Here is a 24645-nt window from a genome sequence, read left to right on the forward strand (position 1 = left end):
CATGAAGACACCCAGCCTCATCCCGTCCGCACTCGTCGCGACGGCCCTCGTGGCCTGCACGGCGGTCGTCGCACCCAGCGCGACGGCCGGCCCGGCGGCGGCCACCGCGCCGTCGGCCGACGAGATCCCGGCCCTCTCCCTGCCCGAACCGACCGGGCAGTATCCCGTCGGGATGGCGCCGGTCCACCTCGTCGACGAGGACCGGGCCGACCCATGGCGGCCCGAGCGGCGCCGAGAGCTCATGGTGTCCGTCTGGTACCCGGCGGTGCCGTACGGCGAGCCCACCCCGTACACGACGGAGGCGGTCTCGGCGGCGATCGTCGAGAGCGCGAACCTACCGGTGCCCTCGGACATCCTGACGACCGTCGAGACCCACTCCTACGACCGGGCCCCGGCGCTGCCGGGCCGGCGGTCCCTCGTGGTGCTGTCGCCGGGCGCCGGCCTCAGCCGGGAGTCGCTGAGCTCGCTCGCCGAGGACCTCGCGTCCCGTGGGTACGTCGTTGCCGGCGTCGACCACACGTACGAGGCCCGTGCCATCGAGATTCCCGACGGCCAGGTCGCTCCCTGCCTGCTCTGCGAGCGGGAGAACAGCGCGGAGGTCGGCGCATGGGTCACGCGCGGTCGCGCCCTCGACATCGACTTCGTCCTGGACGAGCTGACGCACGGCCGGCTCTGGCGGCACGGGCCGATCATCGACGCGCGGCACATCGCCGTCGTCGGCCACTCGATCGGTGGCGCGGCCGCCGCGGCGGCGATCGTCGACGACCGGCGCGTGGACGCCGGGGTCAACATGGACGGCACCTTCCAGGTGGACTTTCCCGAGACAGGGATGGACCGGCCGTTCCTCATGCTGGGCAGCGCCTCGCACGAGCCGGGCGCCAGCGACGGGACGGACTGGCCGGACAACCGGGCCCCGACTTGGCTCATTTAGTGCGGTCGATGGATGCGGTCGACGGCGGCTTGCAGGTCGTCGGGTAGCGGGTCGGCGGCGGTGATCGTCTGCCCGCCGGCGGCGATGGTGATCTGCCGGTAGCGGCGGGCGGTCTTGACGAACTTGCGGATGGACCAGCCGGTGGCGTTCTCGATCCACCGTGTGACGGCCAGGGCGGCGAACACGATCGTCAGATGCGCCTCGATGCTGTGGCGGACGTGGTGGAAGACGGGCCGGGCGGCCAGGTCGGACTTGGTCATCCGGAAGGACTTCTCGACGTTGAGCAGCGCGGAGTAGGTCGCGATGACGTGCTCGGCGCTCGGGTCGTCGAGGTTGGTGACGTAGGCCTTGATCCCGGCCAGTGCCCGGGCCTTGGTCTCCAGGTCACGGTTGACGGTCTTGGTCGCGCCGGCGAGCTTGACGAACCGGTTGCGTTTCACAGCGCTCTTCCCAGCGACGGCCTGCTCGGCCTTGCGGACCTGCTCGTCGATCCCGTGCAGGGTGCGCCGGGCGCGCGCGGCGGAGAACTTGTAGTAGTACGTGTGGTCACGCCGCTTGTCCGAGGGCGCGGCGGGCCACGGGCGGGTGAACACGTGCCCGTCGGGGATCTCCTGCCCGGGGTGGTCATCGCGCCACTTCTGGACCACGATCGGGACCTCGCCCATCCGCGCCCCCAGGACGAAGGACCAGCCCAGCTCCTCGATCGCGCGCCAGTTCGTCTCGGAGATCATGCCCGCGTCGGCCACGATCACGATGTCGGTCAGCCCGTGGGTGGCCATGAACGCCTGCAGCACCGGGACCATGGTCGTGGTCTCGGCGCGGTTGCCCTCGAACGCGTGGACCATCAACGGGAACCCGGCCGCGTCCGTGAGCAGCCCGACGGTGATCTGCGGCTCCAGCCTGCGTTCTTTCGAGAACCCGGGTTCGCGGAACCCGTCGCCCTCGTGGGCCTCGAAGTGCAGCGTCGTCACGTCATACAAGCAGTACGTCGCCGGCCCCAGCCCCACATGCTCGGCGCACGCGTTCGCAATCCTCGTCCGCCACGGACCACCGGTCGGATCCACGACCAGCGGTTCGCAGTCCTGCGGTTCGGAGTCCTGCGGCTCGCCGTCGGCGTCGTGGTCGAGTGGGGGCAGGCCCTTCGCAGGCAGGCCTGCGTAGACGCGCAGACGCCGCTTGAGCGTGGCATAGGACGGCGCGTCGATCCCGGCTTCGGCCAGCACCCGCAACGAGTCCAGCTTCGAGGTCGGCTCGATGATCCGCGCCAGGACGAGCTGCTTGAACACCTCGTCCTTGCGGGCTGCCCGGTCGAACCCGAGCGCCTGGTAGGCGCGCTCGAGCGCGTCGACGAGCACGCCCATCCGCGACCCCGTGATCGGCAACGGTCCACCACCAGCCGGAGGGCTGTCGGGCAGCCGCAGGTCCAGCTCGCCCTGCCCGGTCGCGATCTTCTGCCGCGCCGCAGCGACCAACAGCTCCCAGTCCGCGTCGGTGTGCGCCGACCCGAGGTGCTCGATGTCACGCGAACCACGCAGCTGGGAGTGCACGATCTGTACCGCCCGAGCCCCCGAAGCCGTCTTGACCGTCCGCACGTACGCCACGACGAGCACGATAGACACCACGATTAGTGCGCACCACCGCACACCTCAGCAAGCATCCCCGCAGGTCACCGGGCCGCTGTCACCACGACCTCAAAACCGTGAGCCAAGTCGGGTCGCACGAGCCGGGCGCCAGCGACGGGACGGACTGGCCGGACAACCGGGCTCGCCTGGGCGCGACGGGCCTGTGGCTGCAGGTCCCGACCGCCAACCACGGATCGTTCACCGACCAGCTGATGTTCCTCGACCAGCTCGGCATGCCGCTGCCGGGCGGGCTCGTCGGTGGTGCGCGCGGTGTCGAGATCACCAACGCCTACGTGGGCGCGTTCCTGGACCGCCACCTGCGCGGCCGGGCCGCACCGCTGCTGGACGGCCCGGTGGCCGAGTACCCGGAGGTGGAGTTCCGGGACGGGCAGTGAACGTGGACTCAGCTGCTGTGCCGGGGGTCATCTCGAGCCGTGCCAAGCGCTTCGTGCCGGCGTCCGCTGCCCACCCAGCAATAATCGCGGCTCCTCCAGCAGTTCCAGCAGGTGCGCCTCACGTGAGACCGTCTCACCGGCAAAGAATCTACACAGCAGACCTCACCGGTCCTATAGCCACGACTCTGCCGTCGCCCTGGTGTGAATGGCACCAACGACAAGATTCTGCGGGGCAGCCGGGGTCCGGTTGATCAAATACTTCAGTTAGAGCAATGATTCTTGAAATTGACTTGACGACCACCTGTGGACGCTACCCAGGCCGAGAGAATAGTCGAGTCGATGGGTTTGAGCGATCGGGTAGACGCACCACGCGCGGTCTGCATACGAGGACGTCAGCCAATAGATCACACAAAAGATCGTGAACTTCGGGCCAATCGGGTAGACGACTATCGGAGCAGCCTTCGACTCGCTGGTCTCTACCGACATCGCGGCTGTGACCAATCGATCGACTATCGCATGACAATCGCCGACCACGTCCGGTAATGACACGATTTCACGAGTCCATCCGTTGCTGCCGAGGCTTGCCGATACAGTCTGTCCGCGAGAGCCGCTCAAGCTAAAGGATTCCAGGTACTGCAGAATGTTCTGTGTGCGCATCAAAGCGGCTCGGTGGAAATCCGGCCGGTCCGGATTCTCGGTTACCACTACTATGCCCGCATCAGTCTCGAAATCGTCAAATGCTACCGCAATGCGACCCGCTTCGGCCCCGAGTATCATCAGGCCGAGCGATACACCTTGATTGTCCATGCTCGTGTCGTCGCCAAGGCCAAGAATCAACGTGTCTCGCCAGCCACCGGTGGAGCTTGAACTGGAGGTTGAACCATAGTTCACCGGGCTCGAATATGTGACTGCCCAGTCAGGAACGCCGACGGCCGCCAGGAACCGCGCTGCCGCGACAACATGAGGACGTGTCATGCAGGTGATGTCGACTGTAACCGTCCCGGCCCCGACGCAGAATTGAGTCAGTACATCAATCATATCGCGCATGGAGTGCGGGGTTACGTGAATTTTGCGTATCACGATGTCTCTGGAGGTATGCGCCAGGATCTCCTCTTCTACGACCCGGCGAAGCTCCTGAGCTTCTGCACCGGGTGTCGCCTCGCTCTCGTAGTCAATCAAGAGCAAAGTGCCTGAGGATCGACCATCCAGCCATTCCAGAGCTGAACCAATCGCTCGCACCTCGAAGCTGAGGGCTGAGATGTGGAGATCTGGAGCGATCACGAGAGGTCACCTCTTCCACGTGCGCGCCACTGCCGATGCTTCTTTAGAACTGGCAAGATTCGAGCGTCGATTGCACTCGGTTCCAACGACCGGAATATTACATCCTTGTCGATGCGCTTCAGAGCGTCCGCCGCAAAGGCTTCGAAGTCGTCCTGTGTCTGCGAAAGTACAACGCCTATACGTCGCAGTGTTTGCTGGCTCCCGCCAGGCGACTGGGACTTGAAAGACTTGAAACTAGGCCTTCCGGCGACAGCCCCGAGCGCAAAATGTGCCAGGTAGTCGGATCGACTCCCATCGATGCATGCGAAAATTAGCTGGCTGCTCGCGATCTGCGAAAGTGCGACACCGCTGGAAACCTCCTCGGGGTCGACGCGTTTCAGCGCTACACCAAACTCGCCCAGTCGAGCCTCTAGGAACTGAGCGGTATGCACGGCCCACTCGTGCCCCTCGCGCATTAGAAGAGTGGCGCTGCCAGGGCCAACCGACCGCCTGTGGAGAACTGGGAGGTTCTTGCTGCGAATAAAGCCGCCGATAGTTCGTGAGATCGAATCAGTTCCGTCATCGAGGTAGGCTGCCGATTGGCGGATGGTTAGCCATGGCGGCAGGGTCGCCCTGTCCGCATGCCGGGCGGTGACGTAAAGTGCCGGTTTGTTTCCCGCGAAGCCGATCTCAAACATGACTTCTCGACTCGTGTCTGTTACGTCGGCGACGACGAGTTTCGACTTCTTGATCTTCGTTCGGATGTCGTGGGCCCAGTCGAAGCCCAGGCTGATCTTTCCGCCGTGCAGTGTCTCAATTTCCCAGTCGATCAGGAGCAACCGTTCCAGGTCGTCCTTGAATTGAGAACTCTCAGGCACGAACCTGTGCGCCACGAAGACGCGGGGGGTCGCGGAGGCAGACCGTGGACCGCCCCCGAAAAGCTTTTTTGGGTCAAGGTGAACGGTTACTCGATCCATTTCTTGTTGCTCCCGTCCCACGCTAGGAGTGGACTGATCTCGACGCAGTTGGGAACTTCGTAAGGGTGCCAGGATGTTGCCGGAAGAATGTAGAACGCTTCGGCGCGCAACCCTGCCTGAATCATCCTCTCGTTGCGCGTACGACCGCCCATCAGTGAAAGTTGTTCGGGAAAATCGCCGAGTTGAATGTCAATGGCAATCTGAGGACCGTTGGTTGTCGCCGGCACCCGCTGTCTGACCTCGTGGACAATCCGCCTGATATCGACAAGATTGGTTAGAATTGTGCGCGCTCGGCTTTCGGCGGTGTCGCGCAGGATCTTCATGTGATCGCGTCGTCTTTCGATATCTCGACGCTCGGGAGTCTGGAGTGCGATGTGCGTGTAAGAGATCGCCCACTTTATCGAGTCGCGTGCCAGATTTCGGGTCCACGTGAGATCCGCCAGACCTGGAGCGTTGATGTCGTTGAGTTCGAAATAGTTTCGGGTTGCGTCCTGGACGAAGCTGCGCCATGTCTCGCCGTACGGATCAGTTCCGAGGTGGACGACGTCGTAGTGGTCGCCGGGCTGCATGGTCAGATTCGGCACGTCCGGCACGAGCTGTTGGATGGCTGGGCGTGCCGCGATCGCTGTGATGCCCGGAATCGATTGATCGAGAAGTTTCATCAGAACCTCGAGCGCCGGTGCCGAGATGTCTTCACCTCGATCAAGAAGAAAGATGGGTGGCGACCCGCTCAGGTCCCGCACTCCCTGCGCGAAATCCTGCATAAGATCAAGTTCGGGCGAATGCGTCCATTCTTCCAGAGGCATTCGATTCAGGTCACGCTTGATCTGGCCGGCGCGGCGGGCGTCGACCTTTCCGGAGATATCTGACGAGTGACCGGGTAGGAAGATGTTTACGATGTACGGGTCTACGGCATTATTGTTTCGTTCAGCCGCCTGTTTGAGAACAGTGGCTGCTAGCAGCGCAGCAGTCTTCCCGCGGATCGAGGTGGCGCGCGCCGGTGCTATTTGTTCCGATCGGCCACCGATCCCTAGGTCCCCGGCCACGGCGCTGAGGTCGGTCGGAAGCTTGAGCAGATGGGCGCTTGGGTGGTGGGCAAGTTGCTGATGCTTGAGGAAGAATGATTTCCCGGACCCTTTGGATCCAACCACGAGGCACTTTCGGCGAAGGACGTCTGGCGCGTCGGGGTGTCGGACGTAGGCCCTGATAACCGCCGGGTCGCTGTAATCGTCAGCGTCGGGTCCGATGGCCTCTGGCATCGTGAGTCCCCCTCCGGACACTGTCCTGCGGTCACGATAGCGGCTTTGGTGCGGTTTGCGGCAGTGTCACGGTCGACCAATGTGCCTCGAGTCGTGTTCGAGGTGCGCCTGCTCAGCTGCATCGATCGTTCGCTTGGTGCGTAGCTCGGCCTGAGCAGGGCCCCGGCAAAGTCATGCCTCTCGTCAGGCCCGATGGCGCCGGGGCCTACCGGAGCCCTGTCACGGTGACCCGGATCGACAGCAGCAGGTGCGTCGCCGTCACGAACAGCATGTTGCGCTTCGGTCCGCCGAAGGTCAGGTTCGAGCAGACCTCGGGCAGCAGCAGCTTGCCGAGCAGGGTGCCGTCCGGGTCGAAGCAGTGCAGGCCGTCGGCGGCCGCGCCCCAGAGGCGGCCGGCGTCGTCGACCCGCACGCCGTCGAAGCCACCGGCGTCGCAGACGGCGAACACGTCGCCGCCGGTCAGGGTGAGGTCCGGGCCGACGTCGAAGCGGCGCAGGTGCCTCCGCTCGGTGTCGGTGACATAGAGGCTCCGCTCGTCCGCGGAGAACGCCAGCCCGTTGGGGCGCGCGAAGTCGTCGGAGACCCGCGTGACCGAACCGTCCAGGTCGCGGCGGTAGACGTGACAGCCATCGATCTCCGGCGTGGCCCGATAGCCCTCGTAGTCGCTGTCGATGCCGTACGCCGGGTCGGTGAACCAGACGCTGCCGCCGCTGTGCTCGACCAGGTCGTTGGGGCTGTTGAACCGCTTGCCCTCCCAGCGGTCCGCGAGCACGGTCACGCTGCCGTCCGGCTCGGTGCGGGTCACCGAGCGGGAGCCGTGCTCGCACTGGAGCATCCGGCCCCCACGATCGATCGTGCGGCCGTTCGCGTACCCGCCCGGGCTGCGCCAGACGCCGACGGTGCCGGTCGCCTCGTCCCAGGACAGGACCTGGTCGTTCGGGATGTCGCTGAAGAGCACCGTGCGCCAGGCCGCCGAGTAGGCGGGACCTTCGAGCCAGCTCCCGCCGTCGTACAGCACCTCGGCGAACCGGTCCCCGCGGACGGGGGAGAACCGCTCGTCGTGGTGCTCCCACTGGGCACGGATCCTGGTCGCTGTCATGGGAACATCATCGCGCGTGAATCCGTGAACGGAGTGTGAGGGGTTCCACCTCCACACAACCTACGGTGGGTCGAGAAGCGTCAACATGACGTGAAGCAAAATGTCGGCACGGAAGCTGTGGCCGGGCATCCCCGGCTCGCTGGTATCGATGCCGCGCGCGGGCTCGCACTCGTCGGGATGATCGTCGTCAACGTCGGGCCGGTGGGCTCGCAGTCCCTGCTCCAGCGCCTCTACCTGCTGCCGTACGGGCGGGCCTCCGTGCTCTTCGTCGTCGTGGCCGGCATCGGCATGGGCTACCTGCTGAACCGGCGGCCGGAGCGGGAACGGTGGTCGACGGTCACCTGGCGTGCTGCGCTCCTCTTCGGGGGAGGGGTCGCGCTCCAGGAGCTGACGGACCAGGTCAACGTCATCCTCCCCACCTATGCGGTCCTCTTCCTGCTGGCGCCGCTGCTGTGGCGGCTGCCCACCCGCGCGCTGCTGGGCGTCGGCGTCGTGCTCGCGCTCGCCGGGCCTGCCGTCATCGTCGCGCACGAGACGATCTGGCCGAGCCTGCAGCCGGTCGACCCGGTCACCATCGGCACCCCGCCGTGGGAAGCGGCGTACTCGCTCCTGCTGACCGGCCGGTACCCGCTGCTGAGCTGGACGGTGCCGTTCGTCGCGGGTCTGTGCGTCGTGCGGCTCGACCTCACCGACACGACCGTGCTCCGACGGCTGGCCGCCGGTGGCGCCGCCGTCGCGGCGGTCGCGGTCGCGATCGCCCAGCTCGCGTACCTGCTCATCGGGCCGGACGCGGACCGTGGGCCCTGGCGCCTGCTGACCGGAGCGGCGCACGGCCAGATGCCGCTGTGGCTGGCCAGCAGCATCGGTGGAGCGGTAGCGGTCGTCGCGGCCTGCGTGCTGGCCCTGCGCCGGTTCGAGCGGTCCCGCGCGCTCGGCTGGCTCGTCGCGTGCGGCCGGCTCTCGCTGACCCTCTACGTCCTGCACTTCGTCGTGCTCGCGCTGATCAAGCCCCCACAGGGGTTCTCGCTCGGGCAGGGCGTCCTGATCAGCTCGGCGCTCGTCGTCACCGTGATCGTGGCGGCCGTCCTCTGGGCGCGCACGGGCCGACCTGCCCCGATCGAACAGCTCCTCCGGCGGTCGTGGCTCCTGCCGCCGGCGCCGCGGGTACACACCCCCAGGCATATCGCACCGACCCCGGAAAGGGCGAGACAACAGTGATCGACAACAAGAAGCGGCCGGGCATCGCGGCTGCGTTCGTGACAGCCGTGGTCATGGTGGGGCTCTGCGCCTGTACGACGGCGCCGTCCGCCCAGGAGGCCGACCGGTCCCCGACCGCGTCGGCCTCACCGTCACGACCCGCCCCGACGCCCACGCCTGCACCGGAGCCAGAGCTGGGCGCCCACGGCGTCAGCGCCGGACACCCGCTGGCCGCCGAGGCAGGCGCACGGATGCTCGAGCGGGGCGGCACCGCCGTGGACGCCGCGGTCGCCGCGGCCTTCGCGGACGCCGTCCTGCAGCCGGCCAGCTCGGGTATCGGGGGCGGAGGGGCCGCGATAGTCCTGGCCGACGGGGAGGCGGCGAACTACGAGTACCGCGAGGTGGTCAACCAGGCCGGCGAGATCCCGGCCAGCGGCGCGGGGATCCCCGGCTTCGTCGCGGGGATGGAGCGGCTGCACCGCGACCACGGGAGCCTGCCCTGGGCCGACCTGCTCGAACCCGCCATCGAGATAGCCCGGTCCGGTGAACCGGTCTCGCGGTACCTCGCGTCCCAGATCGCCGGCGCCCCGGGTCCGGAGGTCACCGCGTCGCTCCCGCACTTCCGGCGCGACGACGGTTCGCCCCTCCGGCAGGGCGACCTGCTGGTCCAGGAGGAGCTCGCCGGCACGATGCGCACCCTCGCCGAGGACGGTGCGGACTCCCTCTACACCGGCAGCCTCGCCCGGACGCTGGCCGAGACCCCCGGAATCGACAGGGGGTCCCTCACTGCCTACGAGGTCGACGTCTCCGAGCCCGCGGCCGGCCCGGTGGGCGAGTTCACGATGCTCTCCGGAGCGCCCGCGCTCCCCGGCGCCGCCATCATCCAGATGCTGCAGATCGCCCAGGCCGCGGGCATCGCCGACGTCGACCCCGACTCACCCGAGTACGTCGACATCCTGTCGCGTGCCTGGCAGATCGCCGACACGTCCGTGCAGGAGCATTTCGGGGACCCGCGCTTCGTGGACGTCCCCGTGGAACGGCTCACCGATCCCGAACGGAACGCCCAGCTCGCGGCGACCCTGCCGGACGCCGCAGAGACGAGCCTGAGCTCCGCCGCGCTCGCCGCCTACGAGGGCGCACCCAACACGACCCATATCTCAGTGGTCGACGCTGACGGCAGGGCGGTGTCGATGACCAACACCATCACCAACTACTGGGGCAGCGGGCAGTACGTCGCGGGGTTCTTCGTCAACAACCAGCTCGGGCGGTTCCGCGACGTCGGCGTCGACGGAGCGAACCGGCCGGAACCCGGGCGTCGCTCCGTGACCTGGAGCTCGCCGTCGATGCTGCTCGACGCGCGGCAACGGCCCGTGCTCGTGCTCGGGACACCCGGCGGCCAGCAGATACCCAGCACCATCGCCAACGTCGTCACCCGTTGGGCCCTGCACGGCCAGCCGCTGGAGACCGCCGTCCGTTCCGGCCGGTTCTACCTGACCGGTGGTGAGCTGCGCCTGGAGACCCCGCAGCTCGCCGACTCGATGCGGGGGATGGGCTACGACGTCGTCGTGACCGGCGAGGCGGCCCGGCCCAGCTACGGCTCGGTGCAGGCGCTCGTGGTCCGGTGGGGACAGGGCCGGGTGGGCGGTTTCGCCGACGAGCGCCGTTCGGCGGGCTATGTGGTGGGCCGGGGATAGGCCGGCTGGACCCCGGCCAGCACGGCCTGCGCCGTCGTGACCTCGATCAGCGGCGCGTAGAGCCGCATGACGTCCAGCGCGCGCTCGTGGTTCTCCGGCGTCGAGCCGGCGCAGGCATCGGCGACCACGAGCACGCGGCGGCCCGCGTCGGCGGCGGCGAGCGCCGTCGAGATCACGCAGCAGTCGGTCGCGACGCCGGTGAGCACGAGCGTGCCGGCGTCGTGCGTGGCGGCTGCCAGCTCCGGGCCCCACTTGCCGAACGTGGGGAGCGTGACGACGGGCGTCCCCCCGTTCACGACGTCGGCGAGGTCTGTGATCTCGTAGAGCGGGTCGTCCTCGGGCACGAGCGCGAACGGCCACTGCTCGAAGTAGGCGCGCCAGGCGCCGTCGGGCACCGTGGGGGCGATGTACCTGGTGAGGACCGTGCGACCCGCGAAGGTGGGGAGCAGACGGCGGGTGCCGGCGAGCGCGGTGGGGTAGTCGGGGGAGGCCCACGGGCTGGGCGGGCGGGCGAAGACGGCCTGCATGTCGATCACGACCAGTGCCGCGTCGGGCCCGGGTGGCGCGACGGCGGCCGCTCCGCCGTCGCTCACCGCGCCTCCTGGCGGTGGACGGTGCGCGCGGTGAGCAGGAGCGTGCCGAAGAAGCCCAGGGCCAGGGCGACGAGCACGCCCAGGTTGGCGAACGCCCAGGTGCCATCGATGCCGCCGAGCGGGCCGAGCAGGTAGCCCTGCCAGGCGAGCCACGGGGCGTAGGTGTTGGTCACGAGGCCCCAGCCGATGGCGGTGCCGCCCAGCACCAGCGCTACGGCGGACCAGTTCACGGACCCGTACCGGCCGGCGGCGTCGTACAAGTCGGCGTCGGTGTAGTCGCGGCGGCGCAGCAGGATGTCGGCGAGCAGCACACCGCACCACGCGGCGACGGGTACGCCCAGCGTGATGAGGAAGCCCTGGAAGGGGCCGATGAACGAGTCCGCGACGAACACGACGTAGATCGCGCCGATCACCATGAGCCCGCCGTCGATGGCGGCGGCGACCCAGCGCGGGGCGGGCAGGCCCAGGGAGAGCAGTGCGAGGCCTGAGGAGTAGATGTCGAGCGCCGCGCCGCCGATCAGCCCGGCCAGGGCGACCACGACGAACGGGATGAGGAACCACGTGGGCAGGAGCGTGGACAGGGCGCCGATCGGGTCGGCGCCGATCGCCTCGTTGAGAGCCGGATCGGAGCCCGCGAGCAGGAGGCCGAACACGAGCAGCACCACGGGGGCCAGCGAGGCGCCCAGCGTGGTCCAGCCGACGATCCGCGGGCCGGAGGCGGAGCGGGGCAGGTAGCGCGAGTAGTCGGCGGCCATGTTGACCCAGCCCAGGCCGAACCCGGTCATCATGAACACGAGACCGCCGATCACCTGCGGTGTGCCGCCGGCGGGGATCGCGGCGACGGTGGCCCAGTCGACGTGGTCGGCCACCAGGATGATGTAGACGACGGTGAGCACGGCGGTCAGCACGGTGATGATCACCTGCAGCCGCATCACGAGGTCGAACCCGAAGACGCCGGCGGCCACCACGATGCTCGCCACGACCACGAGGGCCACGATCTTGGTGACGGTTCCGCCGCCCCAGCCGAGCGCCCCGAGCACGGTCGAGGTCGCGAGCGTGGCCAGGGCCACGAGCACCGTCTCCCAGCCGACGGTGAGGATCCACGACAGCAGGGAGGGCAGCTTGTTGCCGCGCACCCCGAACGCCGCGCGGGACAGCACCATGGTGGGCGCGGAGCCGCGCTTGCCGGCCAGCGAGATGAACCCGCAGAAGAGGAACGACACCACGATGCCGATCGCGCCGATCACCGTCGCCTGCCAGAACGAGACACCGAAGCCGAGCAGGTAGGAGCCGTAACCGAGCCCGAGCACGGACACGTTGGCCCCGAACCAGGGCCAGAACAGGCTGCGGGGCGAGCCGCGCCGCTCGGACTCGTCGATGGTGTTTAGGGCGTTGGTCTCGACCGCCGTGGGGACGCTCATGGTGGTGATCCTGCCACTCGCCGGTGACACGCACGAGGGGCCCGCACCGATGTGGTGCGGGCCCCTCGGGTGGCTGGTCTCGGCCGCCGCGGACGTCAGCCGACGCGGATGAAGGTCGGGCTGTTCTGCCAGATCTCCGTGTAGCGCACGGTCTGGCCGGGCACCGGTGCCTCGACCTGCATGCCGTCGCCCGCGTAGATGGCGATGTGGCCGGGGCTCCAGATGAGGTCGCCCGGCTGGGCCTCGGCTGCCGAGACCTGGGTGCCGGCGTAGCGCTGCTCCGAGGAGGTGCGCGGCAGGTCGATGCCGATCTGCGCGAAGACGTACGACGTGAACCCGGAGCAGTCGAACCCGGCGGGCGTCGAGCCGGCCCAGACGTACGGCACACCGAGGTACTGCATGGCGATCGAGACGATCTGGGACCCTCCGGCGGAGGCCGGGACGGCCTTCGCGACGGGTGCGGCGGTCTCGACGACCTCCTGGACGACGGGCTCCGGCTCGGGCTCGGGCGCGGGGGTCACCTTGATGGTGCCCGTCTCCAGCGTGAACTTGCTGTCGGCCGCCACCTGCACGGCGGGTGCGGTGTTCACTGCCTCCACCACCGCTGCCCCGGCGACCGAGCCCTGCGACGTCTTGTTCAGGATGTCGAGCTCGGCGGTGGACGGGCTGTTGTCCGCCACCGGCGCGGCGTCCGCGGGAACGCTGAGCAGGGAGACTGCCAGGCCGGAGCCGGCGACGACGAGCGCGCCGCGGCGGGCGGCACCTGAGATGCCCCGCGCTGCGGCACGGGAGAGGGGAGTCAGCGGGGTGATCGGTCTGCGGGCAGCACGGTGGCGCCCAGGCGTGCGAGTAGTCAAGAGTTTCTCCTGACGCCTACGAGGTGAGCTGTCGGATTCGGATCGGAGAATGACCCGGCCGCGTACTACCTGTGCGGCTTCACCCCAAGGACACCGTCTCGGTGCCCGCTTACGTGGTTCCCCCGTCCCTGTCTTTGTTCTGTGCAGTCTCGGGGCGGTGACAGGGCTCGGCGCCCACCTCGAGTGCCCGCGGACTTCCCGCGAACCGGAGCGACGCTAACCCCGTTCCGCCGCGAAGTCACAATCGCATCACGGCTCACGGGGCAGTTCGTGTCCCACTTGACCCGAATTGTCCCTATGAGGTAGGTCACTCCACCGCGGGCGGAACGTTGTGATTCCGGGCGAACGGGCCGCTCGGGTCGGACCGCCCGCCTATCTGGTCGGATTGTCGCTTCGTCAGGCGGTCACAGCTCGCCCATGAGGTCGAAGTCGAACCCCTCGGCGCGCGCGAGGTAGAGGCGGTGCTGGGCGTGGTTGCCCTGGAACCGCATCGGGCCGCGCGGCCCCTCGTAGACCACGCCGTCGACCGAGCGGTCGGTAGCGGCGACCGCGGCACTGCCCGCGCGCTCGACGATGGTGCGCAGCGCGAAGATCCCCTCGTAGCAGGCCTCCGCCGCGGCGCCGACGGCGGGAGCGTGCACGCCGTGATGGGCGGTGTAGCGACCGATGAGATCGAGGGCCTCGCCCGTCGCCAGGCTGCGGAACCAGCCGCCCGTCGAGTACAGGTTGGCCGTGCCGCCCACGCCGCTGCCCATGAGCATGTTCTCCTCCATCAGCGTGCTGAGGCGGACGACTCGCTCGTGCAGGCCCTGCCGGGCGAACGCCCTGTTGAACCGGACGGCGTTCTGGCCGACCATCAGCATCAGCACGCCGTCGGCCCGCGAGGCCTCGATGTCGTTCACGACGCCGCCGAGCTCCGCGCGGCTCGCGCCCCGCTCGGCCAGGAACCGGGTGCCGGCGAACTCGACGCCGAGTGTCGTGACCTGCGTGGAGAGCACCTGGAACGTGCGCCTCGGCCAGGCGTAGTCGTCACCGACGACGTACCAGCTCCGGACGCCGAGCTCGGCCCGGAGCCGGGAGATCGCGGGGAAGAGCTGCGCCGACGGGACCTCGCCGGTGACGTACAGGCCCGGCCGGGTCTCGGCGCCCTCGTACGCGGCCGGGTAGACGTACGGCACACGGCGCTGCACCAGCGGCACGACGGCGTTCCGTACCGCCGAGGTGTGCCAGCCGGTGAGCGCGTGGATGCTGCCGACGGTCAGCACCCTGGCCACCTGACGCCGCAGGACCGGGAGCGGCTGACCCGCGTCGAGGAACTCGGCACGCACCGGGCGGCTCAGGATCCCGCCCGTCGCGTTCAGCTCTGCCACGGCCAGCTCCGTCACGGCCTGGCACGACGGGCCGTAGATCCCCCCGGGGCCCTGGAAATGCAGGAGCGCACCGATGACGAAGTCCGACATGACGCCCCGTCCCGGTGATGGGCCCTTTCTGGGCTCGGCCTGTGTTGGCGGGTAGTGTACGAGCACACAGGAAGGGCACGCGCTCATGCGGACTGCTGGTGAGACGGTCGAGACCACGTCCCACGCCGACGTGGCCGACGCGATGTCCGCGACCGTGCTGCGCGAGTCCGTGCTCGCCGCTCGCCGCGCCGCCCGGAACGCCGCCGAGGTGCTCGGCCCGGAGGGCTACACGCTCGACGAGTGGCTGGTGCTCGACGTCCTGGGGGCGGGCGACGGCCTGACGATGTCCCAGCTCCGCGAGGCGGTGCTCGCCGACAAGGCGACGCTCGGCCGCCGGGTCGACGACCTGCTGACCAAGGCCCTGGTCTACCGCGAGGTCGACGGGTTCGACCGCCGCGTGATCCGGGTCTACCTCTCGTCCCGCGGCCGGGACGTGCTGGCGCGCCTGACGGCGCGGCTCGCGCAGGGCTGAGGGCCCTCCGCCGGCACAGCTTGCCGGCTCGATGCGCCTACGCCGTCGGGCTGCCGTTCCGCCGCGGGGAGGTGAGGTAGGCACCCACGCCCCAGGCCACCAGCAGCACCACCGTGAGCACGACACCGTACGGCTCGAGGCTTACCGAGGCCCCCGGGATCCAGCCGAGCCACGGCGCGTGCTCGACGGCGACCTGGACGAGCGTCACGAGGCCGATCCCCAGCGCGGCCAGTGCGGAGACACCCGTGACGACGACGTCGTACCGCACCCGCGAACGCAAAGGGGTGCCGGTGCCCGCGTGGGTGTAGACGCGCCGGGCCACTGCGCCCTGGGCCGAGTCCAGCAGCGACATGCCCGCGGCGAACAGCACCGCGAGCGGCAGCGCCGAGTACCACGCGACCTGGCCCAGGGCCGCTGACGCCGTGATCGCCAGCAGGCCGATCTCGGTCGCCGTGTCGAAGCCGAGCCCGAACACCAGCCCGACGACGTACATCCGGGTCGGCTTGTCCGTCGACCACTCGAACCGGCGCAGCAGCCACGTGACCGGACCGCCGGCGTGGTGCGTGTGGCCTTCCGAGGCGTCGCTCCCCGGGGTGGCGCCGGCCCGTCCGCGCAGCGCGCGGCGCAGCATGGCGATGTTGACGGCGGCGATGGCCAGGAGGAACGTGCCCGAGACGAGCGGACCCCAGACGCCGGTGGCCCGGCGCAGCGGCGACGACTCGTCGCCGAGCATCGGCGCCAGGGCGTGCACGCCCACGGCCAGGAGGAGGGCGGCACCGAGGACCACCGTCGAGTGCCCCAGCGAGAACCAGAGCCCGACGCCGCGCGCGTCCCGGTCCGCGCGGACCAGCCTGCGGGTCGTGTTGTCGATGGTCGCGATGTGGTCGGCGTCGAACGCGTGGCGCAGCCCCAGCGCGTACGCCGCCAGCCCCATCGCCACGGTGATCGCTCCGGTGCCGCCGTCCGCGGCCAGAGTCGCGGCCAGGCCACCGATCCCGACCACGTGGAGCGCGACGATGACAGGGACCGTCACGCCGCGGCGTGTGCGGGATTCGGCGGGCGTGCTGGTGGTCATCTGTCCTCCGAGGGGTCAGGCTCCAGGGGGCTGAGGTGTGTGGCCGGGCCGAGCCAGCGAGTGAGGGTCCCGCCGCGCTCCAGGCGGAGCGTGACCGCGTCGCCGGGCGACTCCGGCCCGACATGACCATGCACTTGCTGCCAGGCGAACGCGTTTCCTGGCAGCAAGTGCATGGTCATTCCGGGCGATCCCGGGCCGGCGCCCCGGACGGCGGTCAGGGTGTCGATCACCAGGTGACCGCCCAGGACGCCAGGGACCGGGCGGTCCCCGGCCGCGGTCAGCTCCTCGACCAGGATCGGGCCGACGTCGTCGGCGATATCGGTGCGCAGCGTGATCCGGCCGCCGCGCTCGCCGGACCGCCCCAGCACCACGGTCTCCCGCAGGGTGAGGCGGGCGTCGGAGCCGAGCCGCGCCGTCGTGGTCCGGCGCACGTCCGCGCCGTCGGCCACGACGAACGGAAGCCCCGCCCAGGTCAGGCATGCCCCCTGCCCGAGGCGGACGTCCGCGTCCCAGCGGCACTCCCGGCCGTCGCAGTCGTACGCCACGGTCCCTCCGACGTCGGTCAGCGTGAGCGTGCACCCGGCGTCCACCCGGACGGCGATGACTACCGCGTCGCCGCCGAGCAGCATGGCGCCGCCCGCGACGAGCGCGACCTCCGCGCGCGTCCCGTCGCGGGAGACGATCCGGGCCGCCAACAGGCCGTCGGACGTGCGGACGCGTACGGGCGCGCCGAACCTCGACGGGCGCTCGACCGCGACCCGGGTCACCCGCGGGGCCGACGGCGCTCGCGGTACCGCAGCCGTCGACCCCCCGTCCGGCGTGCTCGACAAGGCGTCCGGCGCGTCCCGCAGCGCGTCCGGCAGGGACGGGTCTGTGCTCAGCATCGGCAGGTCAGTGCGTGTGGGCGTGGTCGTGCACCTGGTCCTCGTCGTCGTGGCTGTGCACGTAGCCGCCGTCCTCGTCGGCGTGGAAGTGCGGCGCCATGGGCCCGGGGTCCTGGGCGACGTGCGCACCCGCGCGGAAGCTGGCCAGCACGCCGAGCACCCAGGCGCGCAGCTCGGCGACCGAGGTCTCGTCGCTGCGGGAGAGCGCGACGACTGCGCGGTTCTCCCGTGCCGCCGACGCGTCCGCGACCATCTGCTCGACGTCCACGCCCACGTACGGGGCGAGGTCTGTCTTGTTGACGACGAGCAGGTCGGCCCGGCCGATCCCCGGGCCGCCCTTGCGGGCGACGTCGCCGCCGCCGGCGACGTCGAGCACGAAGATCTGGGCGTCGACGAGCGCGGGGGAGAAGGTGGCCGTGAGGTTGTCGCCGCCCGACTCGATGATCACGAGGTCCAGCGGGTCGAAGTCGCGCTCCAGGTCCTCGGTGGCCAGCAGGTTCGCGGTGACGTCGTCGCGGATCGCGGTGTGCGGGCAGGCGCCGGTCTCCACGGCGCGGATGCGTTCGGGCTCGAGCACGCCGGCGGAGCGCAGGAACCGGGCGTCCTCGTCGGTGTAGATGTCGTTGGTGATGACGCCGATGCGCAGCTCGGCGCCGAGCGCCCGGCACACGGTCGCGATCAACGACGACTTGCCGACGCCGACGGGCCCGGCGACCCCCAACCGGAGGGCGCGCTGAGCAGTGGAGGTGTCAGACGCGTGGGTCACCCGAGTGACCTGTGCGTCTGACACGTCGGGGGAGGTGGGTGCGGAATCAGGCACGGAACAACCTTTGGCTCAGGAGGGCGTGGGCCTGCGCCCAGCCCTCGGTCTGCGGGGAACCGGAGGCCGGGATGTCCTCCGGGGTGGTGCACGCCGCGACGCGCAGCACGTGCTGCTCCGCCGCGGCGCAGGCTTCGAGGACCCAGCGCGCGGGCGTGACCGGGTCGAGCGGTTCGAGCTTGAGCAGGGCCGACGCCGCCGTCTGGGCGTCGTCGTAGACGGTGAGGCGGACGGCGTCCTCGGCGGGCAGGCCGGTCGCCGCGGCGACCGCCCCCAGCACGACCGCGCGGGGGAGCGGGCCGTGGGCGGCGTCGTGCGCGACCAGCGCCCGCACGGCAGGCGCGTCCCCCCAGAGGGTCCGCGCGAGCCGGAGGTAGCCGCGGCCGAGCAGGCGGGCGGCGTCGCGCAGGGCGGGCGCGGGTGTCCGGGCCGCCCAGGCGCGGACGACGTCGGCGAGGCCGAAGCCGTCCGCCCCCGCGAGCAGCCGCGCCGTCACCACGGCGGTGCCCGCCTCGACCAGGCTCACGGTCGTCGCCCGCCCGACGATCCAGGCGGGCACGTCCCCGGTGGGCATACCGCCCAGCAGCGCGGGCTCGAGGCTCGCCGAGTGCGCGTGCCCGCCGCTGGGCAGGCGGGCGTCCGCGAGCAGCAGCGCCACCGAGAGGGCGTGGGGTGAGGTCACGGGGCGTTCAGAACATCGAGTAGAGCTGCGCGAGCGGCAGCCGGACGGCGGGCGCGGGCTCGACGAGGTCGCCGTCCACCCGGATCTCGAACGTGTCCGGCCGGATGTCGATGCGGGGCAGGACGTCGTTGTTGCGCATGTCCGCCTTCCCGACGTCGCGGGTGGGCGCGACGGCGGCCAGCTCGCGCCGCAGCCCGAGCCGGTCCGCCAGCCCGTCCTCGATCGCGGCCGGCGCGACGAACGCGAGCGACAGGTCGGCGGCGATCGCGTCGCCGAACGCCGGGCGCTGCAGCACGGGCTGCGGCGTCGGGATGGACGCGTTCGGGTCGCCGAGCGCCGCCCACGCGATCACCCCGCCCTTGAGCACGACGTCGGGCCGGACGCCGAAGAACCGCGGGTCCCACAGGACGAGGTCCGCGAGCTTGCCCGGCTCCACCGAGCCGACGTGGGCATCGATGCCGTGACCGATCGCGGGGTTGATCGTGTACTTGGCGACGTAGCGGCGGGCGCGCTCGTTGTCGGCGGGCTCCGAGCTGCCGAGCGGGCCGCGGCGGTGCTTCATGACGTGCGCGACCTGCCAGGTGCGCGTGATGACCTCGCCGATGCGGCCCATCGCCTGGGCGTCGGACGACGTGACCGACAGCGCCCCCATGTCGTGCAGCACGTCCTCCGCGGCGATCGTCGTGGCGCGGATGCGGGACTCCGCGAACGCCAGGTCCTCCGGGACCGCCGGGCTCAGGTGGTGGCAGACCATGAGCATGTCGAGGTGCTCGGCCACGGTGTTCACCGTGTGGGGGAGGGTCGGGTTCGTCGAGCCCGGGATGACGTGCGGCAGGCCCGCGATCGTCAGGATGTCGGGCGCGTGCCCGCCGCCCGCGCCCTCGACGTGGAAGGCGTGGATCGAGCGGCCGCCGATGGCGTCGACCGTCGACTGCACGAACCCCGCCTCGTTGAGCGAGTCCGAGTGCAGGGCGACCTGCAGCCCCCAGTCCTCGGCCGCGCGCAGGGCGGCGTCGAGCGCGGCCGGGGTGGCGCCCCAGTCCTCGTGGATCTTGTAGCCGCCCGCGCCGGCCAGGGCCTGCTCCGCCAGGGCGTCCGCGCTCACCGTGTTGCCCTTGCCCAACAGCAGCACGTTCACCGGCACCGGGTCGATGGCCCGCAGGATGTGCCGCAGGTGCCCCGCGCCCGTGACCGTCGTCGCCTTGGAGCCTTCGGACGGTCCGGTGCCGCCACCCGCGACCGTCGTGATCCCCGTCGCGAGCGCCTCGTGGAGCTGCGACGGCGACAGCAGGTGCACGTGCGCGTCGAACGCCCCGGCCGTGAGGATGCGGCCCTCCCCGGAGATGACGTCGGTCGAGGGCCCGATGACCAGGTCGGGGTGGACTCCGTCGGCGACGTCCGGGTTGCCGGACCGGCCCAGGGCGACGATGCGCCCGTCCCGCAGCCCGACGTCGGCCCGGACCACGCCCCACCAGTCCAGGACGATCGCGTTGGTGATCACCGTGTCCAGCGCGCCCTGGGCGCGGGTCCGCGTCGACTGCGCCATCGACTCGCGGATGGACTTGCCGCCGCCGAACACCGCCTCCTCTCCGCCGGCGGTGCGGTCCTCGGTGATCTCGATCCATAGGTCGGTGTCGCCGAGGCGCACCTGGTCGCCGACCGTCGGGCCGTACAGGGCGGCGTAGCGATCGCGGTCCACCCAGGCCATCAGCGGTCCTCCTGCACTTGGTCGGACGGCGGCCCGACGACCGGTCCCAGTGCGCCGCCGTCGGTCTTGCCCCGCTGGATGCCCGGGACCCGTCGCGCGCCGCGGATCGTCACGGCGTCGACCTGGCGGCTCGCGCCGGGCTCGAACCGCTGCGAGGTGCCGGAGGGCACGTCGAGCCGGAACCCGTGCGCGGCGTCGCGGTCGAACTCGAGGGCGGTGTTGGCATCGGGCAGGTGCAGGTGGGAGCCGATCTGGACGGGCCGGTCGCCGGTGTTCAGGACGACGAGGCGCAGGCGCTCGTGCGGAGCGCGGTCGGCGTTGATCTCGATGCGGCCGGGGGCTACGCGGATCGCACCTGGTCCGGTGGACGTGTGGGCTGACATGGTGGACCTCTCTGCTGGACCGGCTGCTGGACCGGCTGCTCGACCGGCTACTGGACCGGGTGGTGCAGGGTGACGAGCTTGCGACCGTCGGGGAACGTGGCCTCGACCTGGACGTCGACGAGCATCTCCGGGACGCCGTCCATGACCTGCTCGCGGACCAGGACCTCGCGGCCGGTGTCCATGAGCGTCGCGACGTCGGCGCCCTCGCGCGCCCGTTCGATCACCCAGCAGGACAGCAGCGCCACGGACTCCGGGTAGTTGAGCCGCACGCCACGCGCCAGACGGTCGCGCGCGACCATCCCGGCGGTGGCCAGCAGCAGCTTCTCGACGTCGGCGGGGCTCAGGTGCACGATCCCTCCAACCAACGGGCGGTCACAGGGTGAGCGCCGTTCTCGCTGCCTGGGCCGCGGCCGGGCCGCCGCCCTGGCCTCGGTGGGCGACCCGGCCGGAGGCGAGCACCGCGAACTCGGCGGCGTGCTCCACGGCGTAGCCGATGTGCTGCTCGACGAGCAGCACCGACAGGTCGCCGGCCGTGGTGAGCGCGGAGATCGCGTCGTAGATCTCGCTGACGACGTTGGGCTGGATGCCCTCGACCGGTTCGTCCAGCACGAGCAGCCGCGGTCCCGTGACCAGGGCCCGGGCGATCGCGAGCTGCTGCCGCTGCCCACCGGACAGCAGCCCGGCCTGGCGCCCCAGCAGCTCGCGGAGCGCGGGGAACAGGTCGAGCGCCTCGTCCGTCCGGCGCCGGGCGGCACGTCCGTGGGCGTCCGCGACCACCTGCAGGTTCTCGCGCGCGCTCAGCAGCCCGAAGGACTGCTGGCCCTGTGGCACGTAGGCGATGCCGCGCCGCACCCGCTGGTGCGGTGCGAGCGCGGTGACGTCCTCGCCCGCGAGCCGCACCGTCCCGGACCGCACGGGCAGCAGGCCGAGCACCGCCCGCAGCAGGGTCGTCTTGCCCGCGCCGTTGTGGCCCAGCACGGCGGTCAGCCCGCCGTCGGGCACGGTCAGGTCGACGTCGTGCACCACCGTCGTGCGACCGTAGCCCGTGGTCACGCCGTTCAGCTCCAGCATCACGGGACTTCTCCTTCTGTCGGGGCAGCCGGGGCTGTGTCCGAGGACGCGGGGGCGCCGAGGTAGACCTCGACGACCGCGGGGTCGTTCTGCACCTCGTGCACGGTGCCCTCGGCGAGCACCCGCCCCTGGTGCATCACGGTCACCGAGTCGGCGAAGGACCGGAGGAACTCCATGTCGTGCTCGACCACGACCACCACCCGCTGCGACCCGATGCGGCGCAGCAGCTGCCCGGTCTCCTCGCGCTCGGCCTGGGTCATGCCCGCCACAGGCTCGTCGAGCAGCAGCAGGTGGGCGTCCTGGACCAGCAGCATCCCGATCTCCAGCCACTGCTTCTGGCCGTGCGCGAGCACGCCCGCGGGCACGTCGCGCAGCGCCGTCAGGCCTACCGTCTCCAGCGCGTGCTCTACGGCCTCCGGCACGTTCGGCCGACGCCGCAGCAGGGTCAGCGCCCCACGCCGCGCGCCCGCCGCGATGTCGAGGTTCTGCAGCACGGTCAGCTCCTCGAACACGCTTGCCGTCTGGAACGTGCGCCCGACGCCGGCGCGGGCGATGCGGTGGGTGCTGCGCCCGAGCAGCTCGGTCCGGCCGAAGGCAGCCGAGCCGGTGGCCCGGACCAGGCCGGTGACCGCGTCGATGAGCGTCGTCTTGCCCGCGCCGTTCGGGCCGATGAGGAACCGCAGGTCGCCCTGCGTGACCGTGAGGTCGACGTCGCGCACGGCGACGAAGCCGTCGAACTCGACCCGCAGCCCGCGCACCTCCAGGTAGTCGTGCCGGAACCGGGCGGTGTCCGTGCCGAGCAGCGCCTCGGCCGCGGCCAGGTCACTCATGCGGGGATCCCTTCTGTACGACGACGGCGCAGCTTCCCGACGACCGACGCGAGACCGCCGGGCAGGAACGCGATGACCAGCACGAACAGGGCGCCCTGGAAGTAGATCCAGCCCGACGGGAACTGCTCGGAGATCGACGTCTGCGCCCAGCTCACCGCGATCGAGCCGAGCACCGGGCCGAGCAGGGTCGCGCGCCCGCCGATCGCCACGCCGATGAGGAAGCCGATGGACGGCACCACGCCGACGTCGGCCGGCGAGATGATGCCGACGATCGGCACGAACAACGCACCGCCGACCGCCGCCATGACCGCGGCGACCACATAGGCGACCACCTTCACCAGGGCCGGGTCGTAGCCGAGGAACCGGACGCGGTCCTCCTGGTCGCGGACGGCCACCAGCAGCTCCCCGAACCGGGAGACGGTGAGCTGCCGCACCACCGCGACCATCCCGAGCAGCACGCCCGCGGCGATCAGGTAGAGCATCTGCTTGTTGACCGGGTCGGCCAGGTCGTAGCCGAAGAACGCCCGGAACCCGTTGAGCCCGTTGGTCCCGCCGGTGGTCTGCTGCTGGCCGATGAGGAGGATGGCGAAGGCCGCCGCCAGCGCCTGGGACAGGATCGCGAAGTACGCGCCCCGCACCCGCCGGGTGAACACGGCCCAGCCGAGCAGCGCGGCCAGCGCGGCCGGGACGAGCACGACCAGCAGGATCGCCGAGACGGGGGAGCGCAACGGCTCCCACCAGCCCGGTACCTGCCCCGTGCCGTACAGCAGCATGAAGTCCGGGACGCCACCCGGTCCGGCGTCGGCCAGCTTGAGGTGCATGGCCATCAGGTAGGCCCCGAGGCCGAAGTAGACCCCCTGGCCCAGGGTGAGCAGCCCGCCGCGGCCCCACGCCAGGCCGATCCCGACCGCGACCATGGCGAGGCAGAGGAACTTGGCGAGCAGGTCGAGGCGGAACGGGCTCAGCACCACGGGCGCGAGCAGCAGGAGGGCCGCCGCGAGGCCGAACGCCGCGAGCGTGCGGGTGCGCCCGGGACGGACGAGTGCGGTCAGGACGGTCATGCGAGGCTCCTCGTCCGGACCGAGACCAGGCCCTGGGGTCGTAGCTGCAGGAAGGCCACGATGGCGACGAACACGAGCACCTTGGCGACGGAGGCCGTCGTCGAGTACTCGAAGAACGACTGCATCAGGCCCAGCGCCGTCGCCGCGATCACCGTGCCCTTGATCTGGCCGATGCCGCCGGCCACCACCACGAGGAACGCGTCGACGATGTAGCTGGTCCCGAGCGTCGGCCCGACCGAGCCGAGCAGCGTGAGCGCGACGCCCGCGATGCCGGCCAGCCCCGACCCGATGAAGAACGTGACCCGGTCGGTCGCCCGCGACGAGATGCCGGACGCCTCGGCCAGGTCCCGGTTCTGCACGACGGCGCGGATGCGCCGGCCGAGCGGGGTGGCCCGCAGCGCCACCGCGAGGGCGACGACGCACACCAGGGCGAGCGCCAGGATGAACAGGCGCGTCCGGGGCAGCGCGAGCCCGCCGACCTGGACCGCGCCCGACAGCCAGGCGGGCGCGGCGACGTCCACGTTGGGGGCGCCGAACACGTCGCGCGCGACCTGCTGGAGGACGAGCGCGACACCCCAGGTCACGAGCAGCGTGTCGAGCGGCCGCCGGTACATGCGGTGGATGAGCGTCGCCTCCAGGAGCAGGCCGAGCAGGCCGCCCACGAGGAACCCCAGGGGCAGCGCGACGAGCAGGCTGACGCCGGCGTCGCCGATCAGGCCCTGGACGACGAACGCGGTGTAGGCGCCGGCCATCATGAACTCGCCGTGGGCCATGTTGATGACGCCCATCTGGCCGAACGTCAGGGACAGCCCGAGGGCGGCGAGGAGGAGGACGGAGCCGAGGCTCAGTCCGGCGAAGAGCTGGGCGATGATGTCCATCGTGTTGTGCCTGGCC

At 70.6% G+C, this 24645-nt stretch carries 25 protein-coding genes and 1 riboswitch; of the genes, 5 read left to right on the forward strand and 20 right to left on the reverse strand.

The annotated features are described in order from the left end of the window. Position 1: 1 nt before the first annotated feature. Positions 2–931 carry an alpha/beta hydrolase family protein gene (locus ACQEVI_RS20025; RefSeq protein WP_432902015.1) on the forward strand — a complete coding sequence of 310 codons (930 nt, stop codon included), beginning with the start codon at positions 2–4 and terminating at the stop codon, positions 929–931. Here ACQEVI_RS20025 and ACQEVI_RS20030 read toward each other — a convergent pair. Then, the gene (locus ACQEVI_RS20030; RefSeq protein WP_432905779.1) at positions 928–2532 is read right to left on the reverse strand and encodes an IS1634 family transposase; all 1605 of its coding nucleotides are present in this window, start codon (positions 2530–2532) and stop codon (positions 928–930) included. The genes ACQEVI_RS20025 and ACQEVI_RS20030 overlap by 4 nt on opposite strands. Before the next feature lie 98 nt (positions 2533–2630). Here ACQEVI_RS20030 and ACQEVI_RS20035 point away from each other — a divergent pair, with 98 nt between their 5' ends. After that, complete coding sequence (locus ACQEVI_RS20035; RefSeq protein ID WP_432902017.1) at positions 2631–2948, forward strand: hypothetical protein; 318 nt, start codon at positions 2631–2633, stop codon at positions 2946–2948. A gap of 264 nt (positions 2949–3212) precedes the next feature. Here ACQEVI_RS20035 and ACQEVI_RS20040 read toward each other — a convergent pair whose 3' ends face one another. The 4 genes from ACQEVI_RS20040 to ACQEVI_RS20055 all read right to left on the reverse strand — a co-directional run bounded on the left by ACQEVI_RS20040 (position 3213) and on the right by ACQEVI_RS20055 (position 7543). After that, positions 3213–4229: a hypothetical protein gene (locus ACQEVI_RS20040; RefSeq protein WP_432902019.1), complete on the reverse strand. Its 1017-nt coding sequence runs from the start codon at positions 4227–4229 to the stop codon at positions 3213–3215. After that, complete coding sequence (locus ACQEVI_RS20045) at positions 4226–5086, reverse strand: hypothetical protein (protein ID WP_432902021.1); 861 nt, start codon at positions 5084–5086, stop codon at positions 4226–4228. The genes ACQEVI_RS20040 and ACQEVI_RS20045 overlap by 4 nt, the downstream gene beginning before the upstream one ends. Positions 5087–5172: 86 nt before the next feature. After that, positions 5173–6444 (reverse strand): hypothetical protein, encoded by a 1272-nt coding sequence (locus ACQEVI_RS20050; protein WP_432902023.1) that lies wholly within the window; start codon positions 6442–6444, stop codon positions 5173–5175. A gap of 205 nt (positions 6445–6649) precedes the next feature. Then, positions 6650–7543: an SMP-30/gluconolactonase/LRE family protein gene (locus ACQEVI_RS20055; protein WP_432902025.1), complete on the reverse strand. Its 894-nt coding sequence runs from the start codon at positions 7541–7543 to the stop codon at positions 6650–6652. Between the two features lie 90 nt (positions 7544–7633). On the opposite strand from ACQEVI_RS20055, the gene ACQEVI_RS20060 reads away from it, so the two are divergent. Further along, the gene (locus ACQEVI_RS20060; protein ID WP_432902027.1) at positions 7634–8761 is read left to right on the forward strand and encodes an acyltransferase family protein; all 1128 of its coding nucleotides are present in this window, start codon (positions 7634–7636) and stop codon (positions 8759–8761) included. After that, the gene (locus ACQEVI_RS20065; protein ID WP_432902029.1) at positions 8758–10434 is read left to right on the forward strand and encodes a gamma-glutamyltransferase; all 1677 of its coding nucleotides are present in this window, start codon (positions 8758–8760) and stop codon (positions 10432–10434) included. Before ACQEVI_RS20060 ends, ACQEVI_RS20065 begins: the two co-directional genes overlap by 4 nt. Here the strand turns inward: ACQEVI_RS20065 and ACQEVI_RS20070 are convergent. From ACQEVI_RS20070 to ACQEVI_RS20085, 4 genes are all read right to left on the reverse strand, one after another. Further along, positions 10413–11027 carry a cysteine hydrolase family protein gene (locus ACQEVI_RS20070; protein ID WP_432902031.1) on the reverse strand — a complete coding sequence of 205 codons (615 nt, stop codon included), beginning with the start codon at positions 11025–11027 and terminating at the stop codon, positions 10413–10415. The two genes, ACQEVI_RS20065 and ACQEVI_RS20070, sit on opposite strands and share 22 nt — an antisense overlap. Continuing rightward, a complete protein-coding gene (locus ACQEVI_RS20075) occupies positions 11024–12448 on the reverse strand; it encodes a purine-cytosine permease family protein (protein ID WP_432902033.1) in 1425 nt (474 codons plus the stop codon). The genes ACQEVI_RS20070 and ACQEVI_RS20075 overlap by 4 nt, the downstream gene beginning before the upstream one ends. 95 nt (positions 12449–12543) lie before the next feature. Then, the gene (locus tag ACQEVI_RS20080) at positions 12544–13305 is read right to left on the reverse strand and encodes a C40 family peptidase (RefSeq protein ID WP_432902035.1); all 762 of its coding nucleotides are present in this window, start codon (positions 13303–13305) and stop codon (positions 12544–12546) included. Then, a riboswitch (cyclic di-AMP (ydaO/yuaA leader) is annotated at positions 13305–13470 on the reverse strand. (Overlaps the previous gene by 1 nt.) Positions 13471–13709: 239 nt before the next feature. Next, entirely contained in the window at positions 13710–14765 is a 1056-nt protein-coding gene (locus tag ACQEVI_RS20085; RefSeq protein ID WP_432902037.1) for a substrate-binding domain-containing protein, read from the reverse strand. A gap of 85 nt (positions 14766–14850) precedes the next feature. On the opposite strand from ACQEVI_RS20085, the gene ACQEVI_RS20090 reads away from it, so the two are divergent. Beyond that, positions 14851–15237, forward strand: coding sequence for a MarR family transcriptional regulator (locus ACQEVI_RS20090; protein ID WP_432902039.1), 387 nt, complete (start codon positions 14851–14853; stop codon positions 15235–15237). Between the two features lie 37 nt (positions 15238–15274). On the opposite strand, the gene ACQEVI_RS20095 is transcribed toward ACQEVI_RS20090, so the two are convergent. From ACQEVI_RS20095 to urtB, 11 genes are read right to left on the reverse strand one after another with little or no spacing between them, the layout of a single operon-like run. Further along, positions 15275–16312, reverse strand: a complete 1038-nt coding sequence (locus tag ACQEVI_RS20095) for a HoxN/HupN/NixA family nickel/cobalt transporter (protein ID WP_432902041.1) — start codon at positions 16310–16312, stop codon at positions 15275–15277. Then, positions 16309–17196, reverse strand: coding sequence for an urease accessory protein UreD (locus ACQEVI_RS20100; RefSeq protein WP_432902043.1), 888 nt, complete (start codon positions 17194–17196; stop codon positions 16309–16311). The genes ACQEVI_RS20095 and ACQEVI_RS20100 overlap by 4 nt, the downstream gene beginning before the upstream one ends. 7 nt (positions 17197–17203) lie before the next feature. Then, the gene (gene ureG / locus ACQEVI_RS20105) at positions 17204–17962 is read right to left on the reverse strand and encodes an urease accessory protein UreG (RefSeq protein ID WP_432902045.1); all 759 of its coding nucleotides are present in this window, start codon (positions 17960–17962) and stop codon (positions 17204–17206) included. A gap of 46 nt (positions 17963–18008) precedes the next feature. Then, positions 18009–18698, reverse strand: a complete 690-nt coding sequence (locus tag ACQEVI_RS20110) for an urease accessory protein UreF (RefSeq protein WP_432902047.1) — start codon at positions 18696–18698, stop codon at positions 18009–18011. 7 nt (positions 18699–18705) lie between these two features. Continuing rightward, positions 18706–20406 (reverse strand): urease subunit alpha, encoded by a 1701-nt coding sequence (locus ACQEVI_RS20115; protein ID WP_432902049.1) that lies wholly within the window; start codon positions 20404–20406, stop codon positions 18706–18708. Next, a complete protein-coding gene (ureB, locus tag ACQEVI_RS20120; RefSeq protein ID WP_432902051.1) occupies positions 20406–20789 on the reverse strand; it encodes an urease subunit beta in 384 nt (127 codons plus the stop codon). Before ureB ends, ACQEVI_RS20115 begins: the two co-directional genes overlap by 1 nt. A gap of 47 nt (positions 20790–20836) precedes the next feature. Further along, a complete protein-coding gene (locus tag ACQEVI_RS20125) occupies positions 20837–21139 on the reverse strand; it encodes an urease subunit gamma (protein WP_432902053.1) in 303 nt (100 codons plus the stop codon). Between the two features lie 22 nt (positions 21140–21161). After that, the gene (locus tag ACQEVI_RS20130; protein WP_432906025.1) at positions 21162–21860 is read right to left on the reverse strand and encodes an ATP-binding cassette domain-containing protein; all 699 of its coding nucleotides are present in this window, start codon (positions 21858–21860) and stop codon (positions 21162–21164) included. After that, positions 21860–22690, reverse strand: a complete 831-nt coding sequence (gene urtD, locus ACQEVI_RS20135) for an urea ABC transporter ATP-binding protein UrtD (RefSeq protein ID WP_432902054.1) — start codon at positions 22688–22690, stop codon at positions 21860–21862. The genes ACQEVI_RS20130 and urtD overlap by 1 nt, the downstream gene beginning before the upstream one ends. Continuing rightward, positions 22687–23751 carry an urea ABC transporter permease subunit UrtC gene (gene urtC, locus ACQEVI_RS20140; protein WP_432902056.1) on the reverse strand — a complete coding sequence of 355 codons (1065 nt, stop codon included), beginning with the start codon at positions 23749–23751 and terminating at the stop codon, positions 22687–22689. Before urtC ends, urtD begins: the two co-directional genes overlap by 4 nt. Further along, positions 23748–24629: an urea ABC transporter permease subunit UrtB gene (gene urtB / locus ACQEVI_RS20145; RefSeq protein ID WP_432902058.1), complete on the reverse strand. Its 882-nt coding sequence runs from the start codon at positions 24627–24629 to the stop codon at positions 23748–23750. Before urtB ends, urtC begins: the two co-directional genes overlap by 4 nt. Between the last annotated feature and the right edge of the window lie 16 nt (positions 24630–24645).

It is taken from the genome of Promicromonospora sp. CA-289599, from assembly GCF_050936155.1.
GTDB lineage: Bacteria > Actinomycetota > Actinomycetes > Actinomycetales > Cellulomonadaceae > Promicromonospora.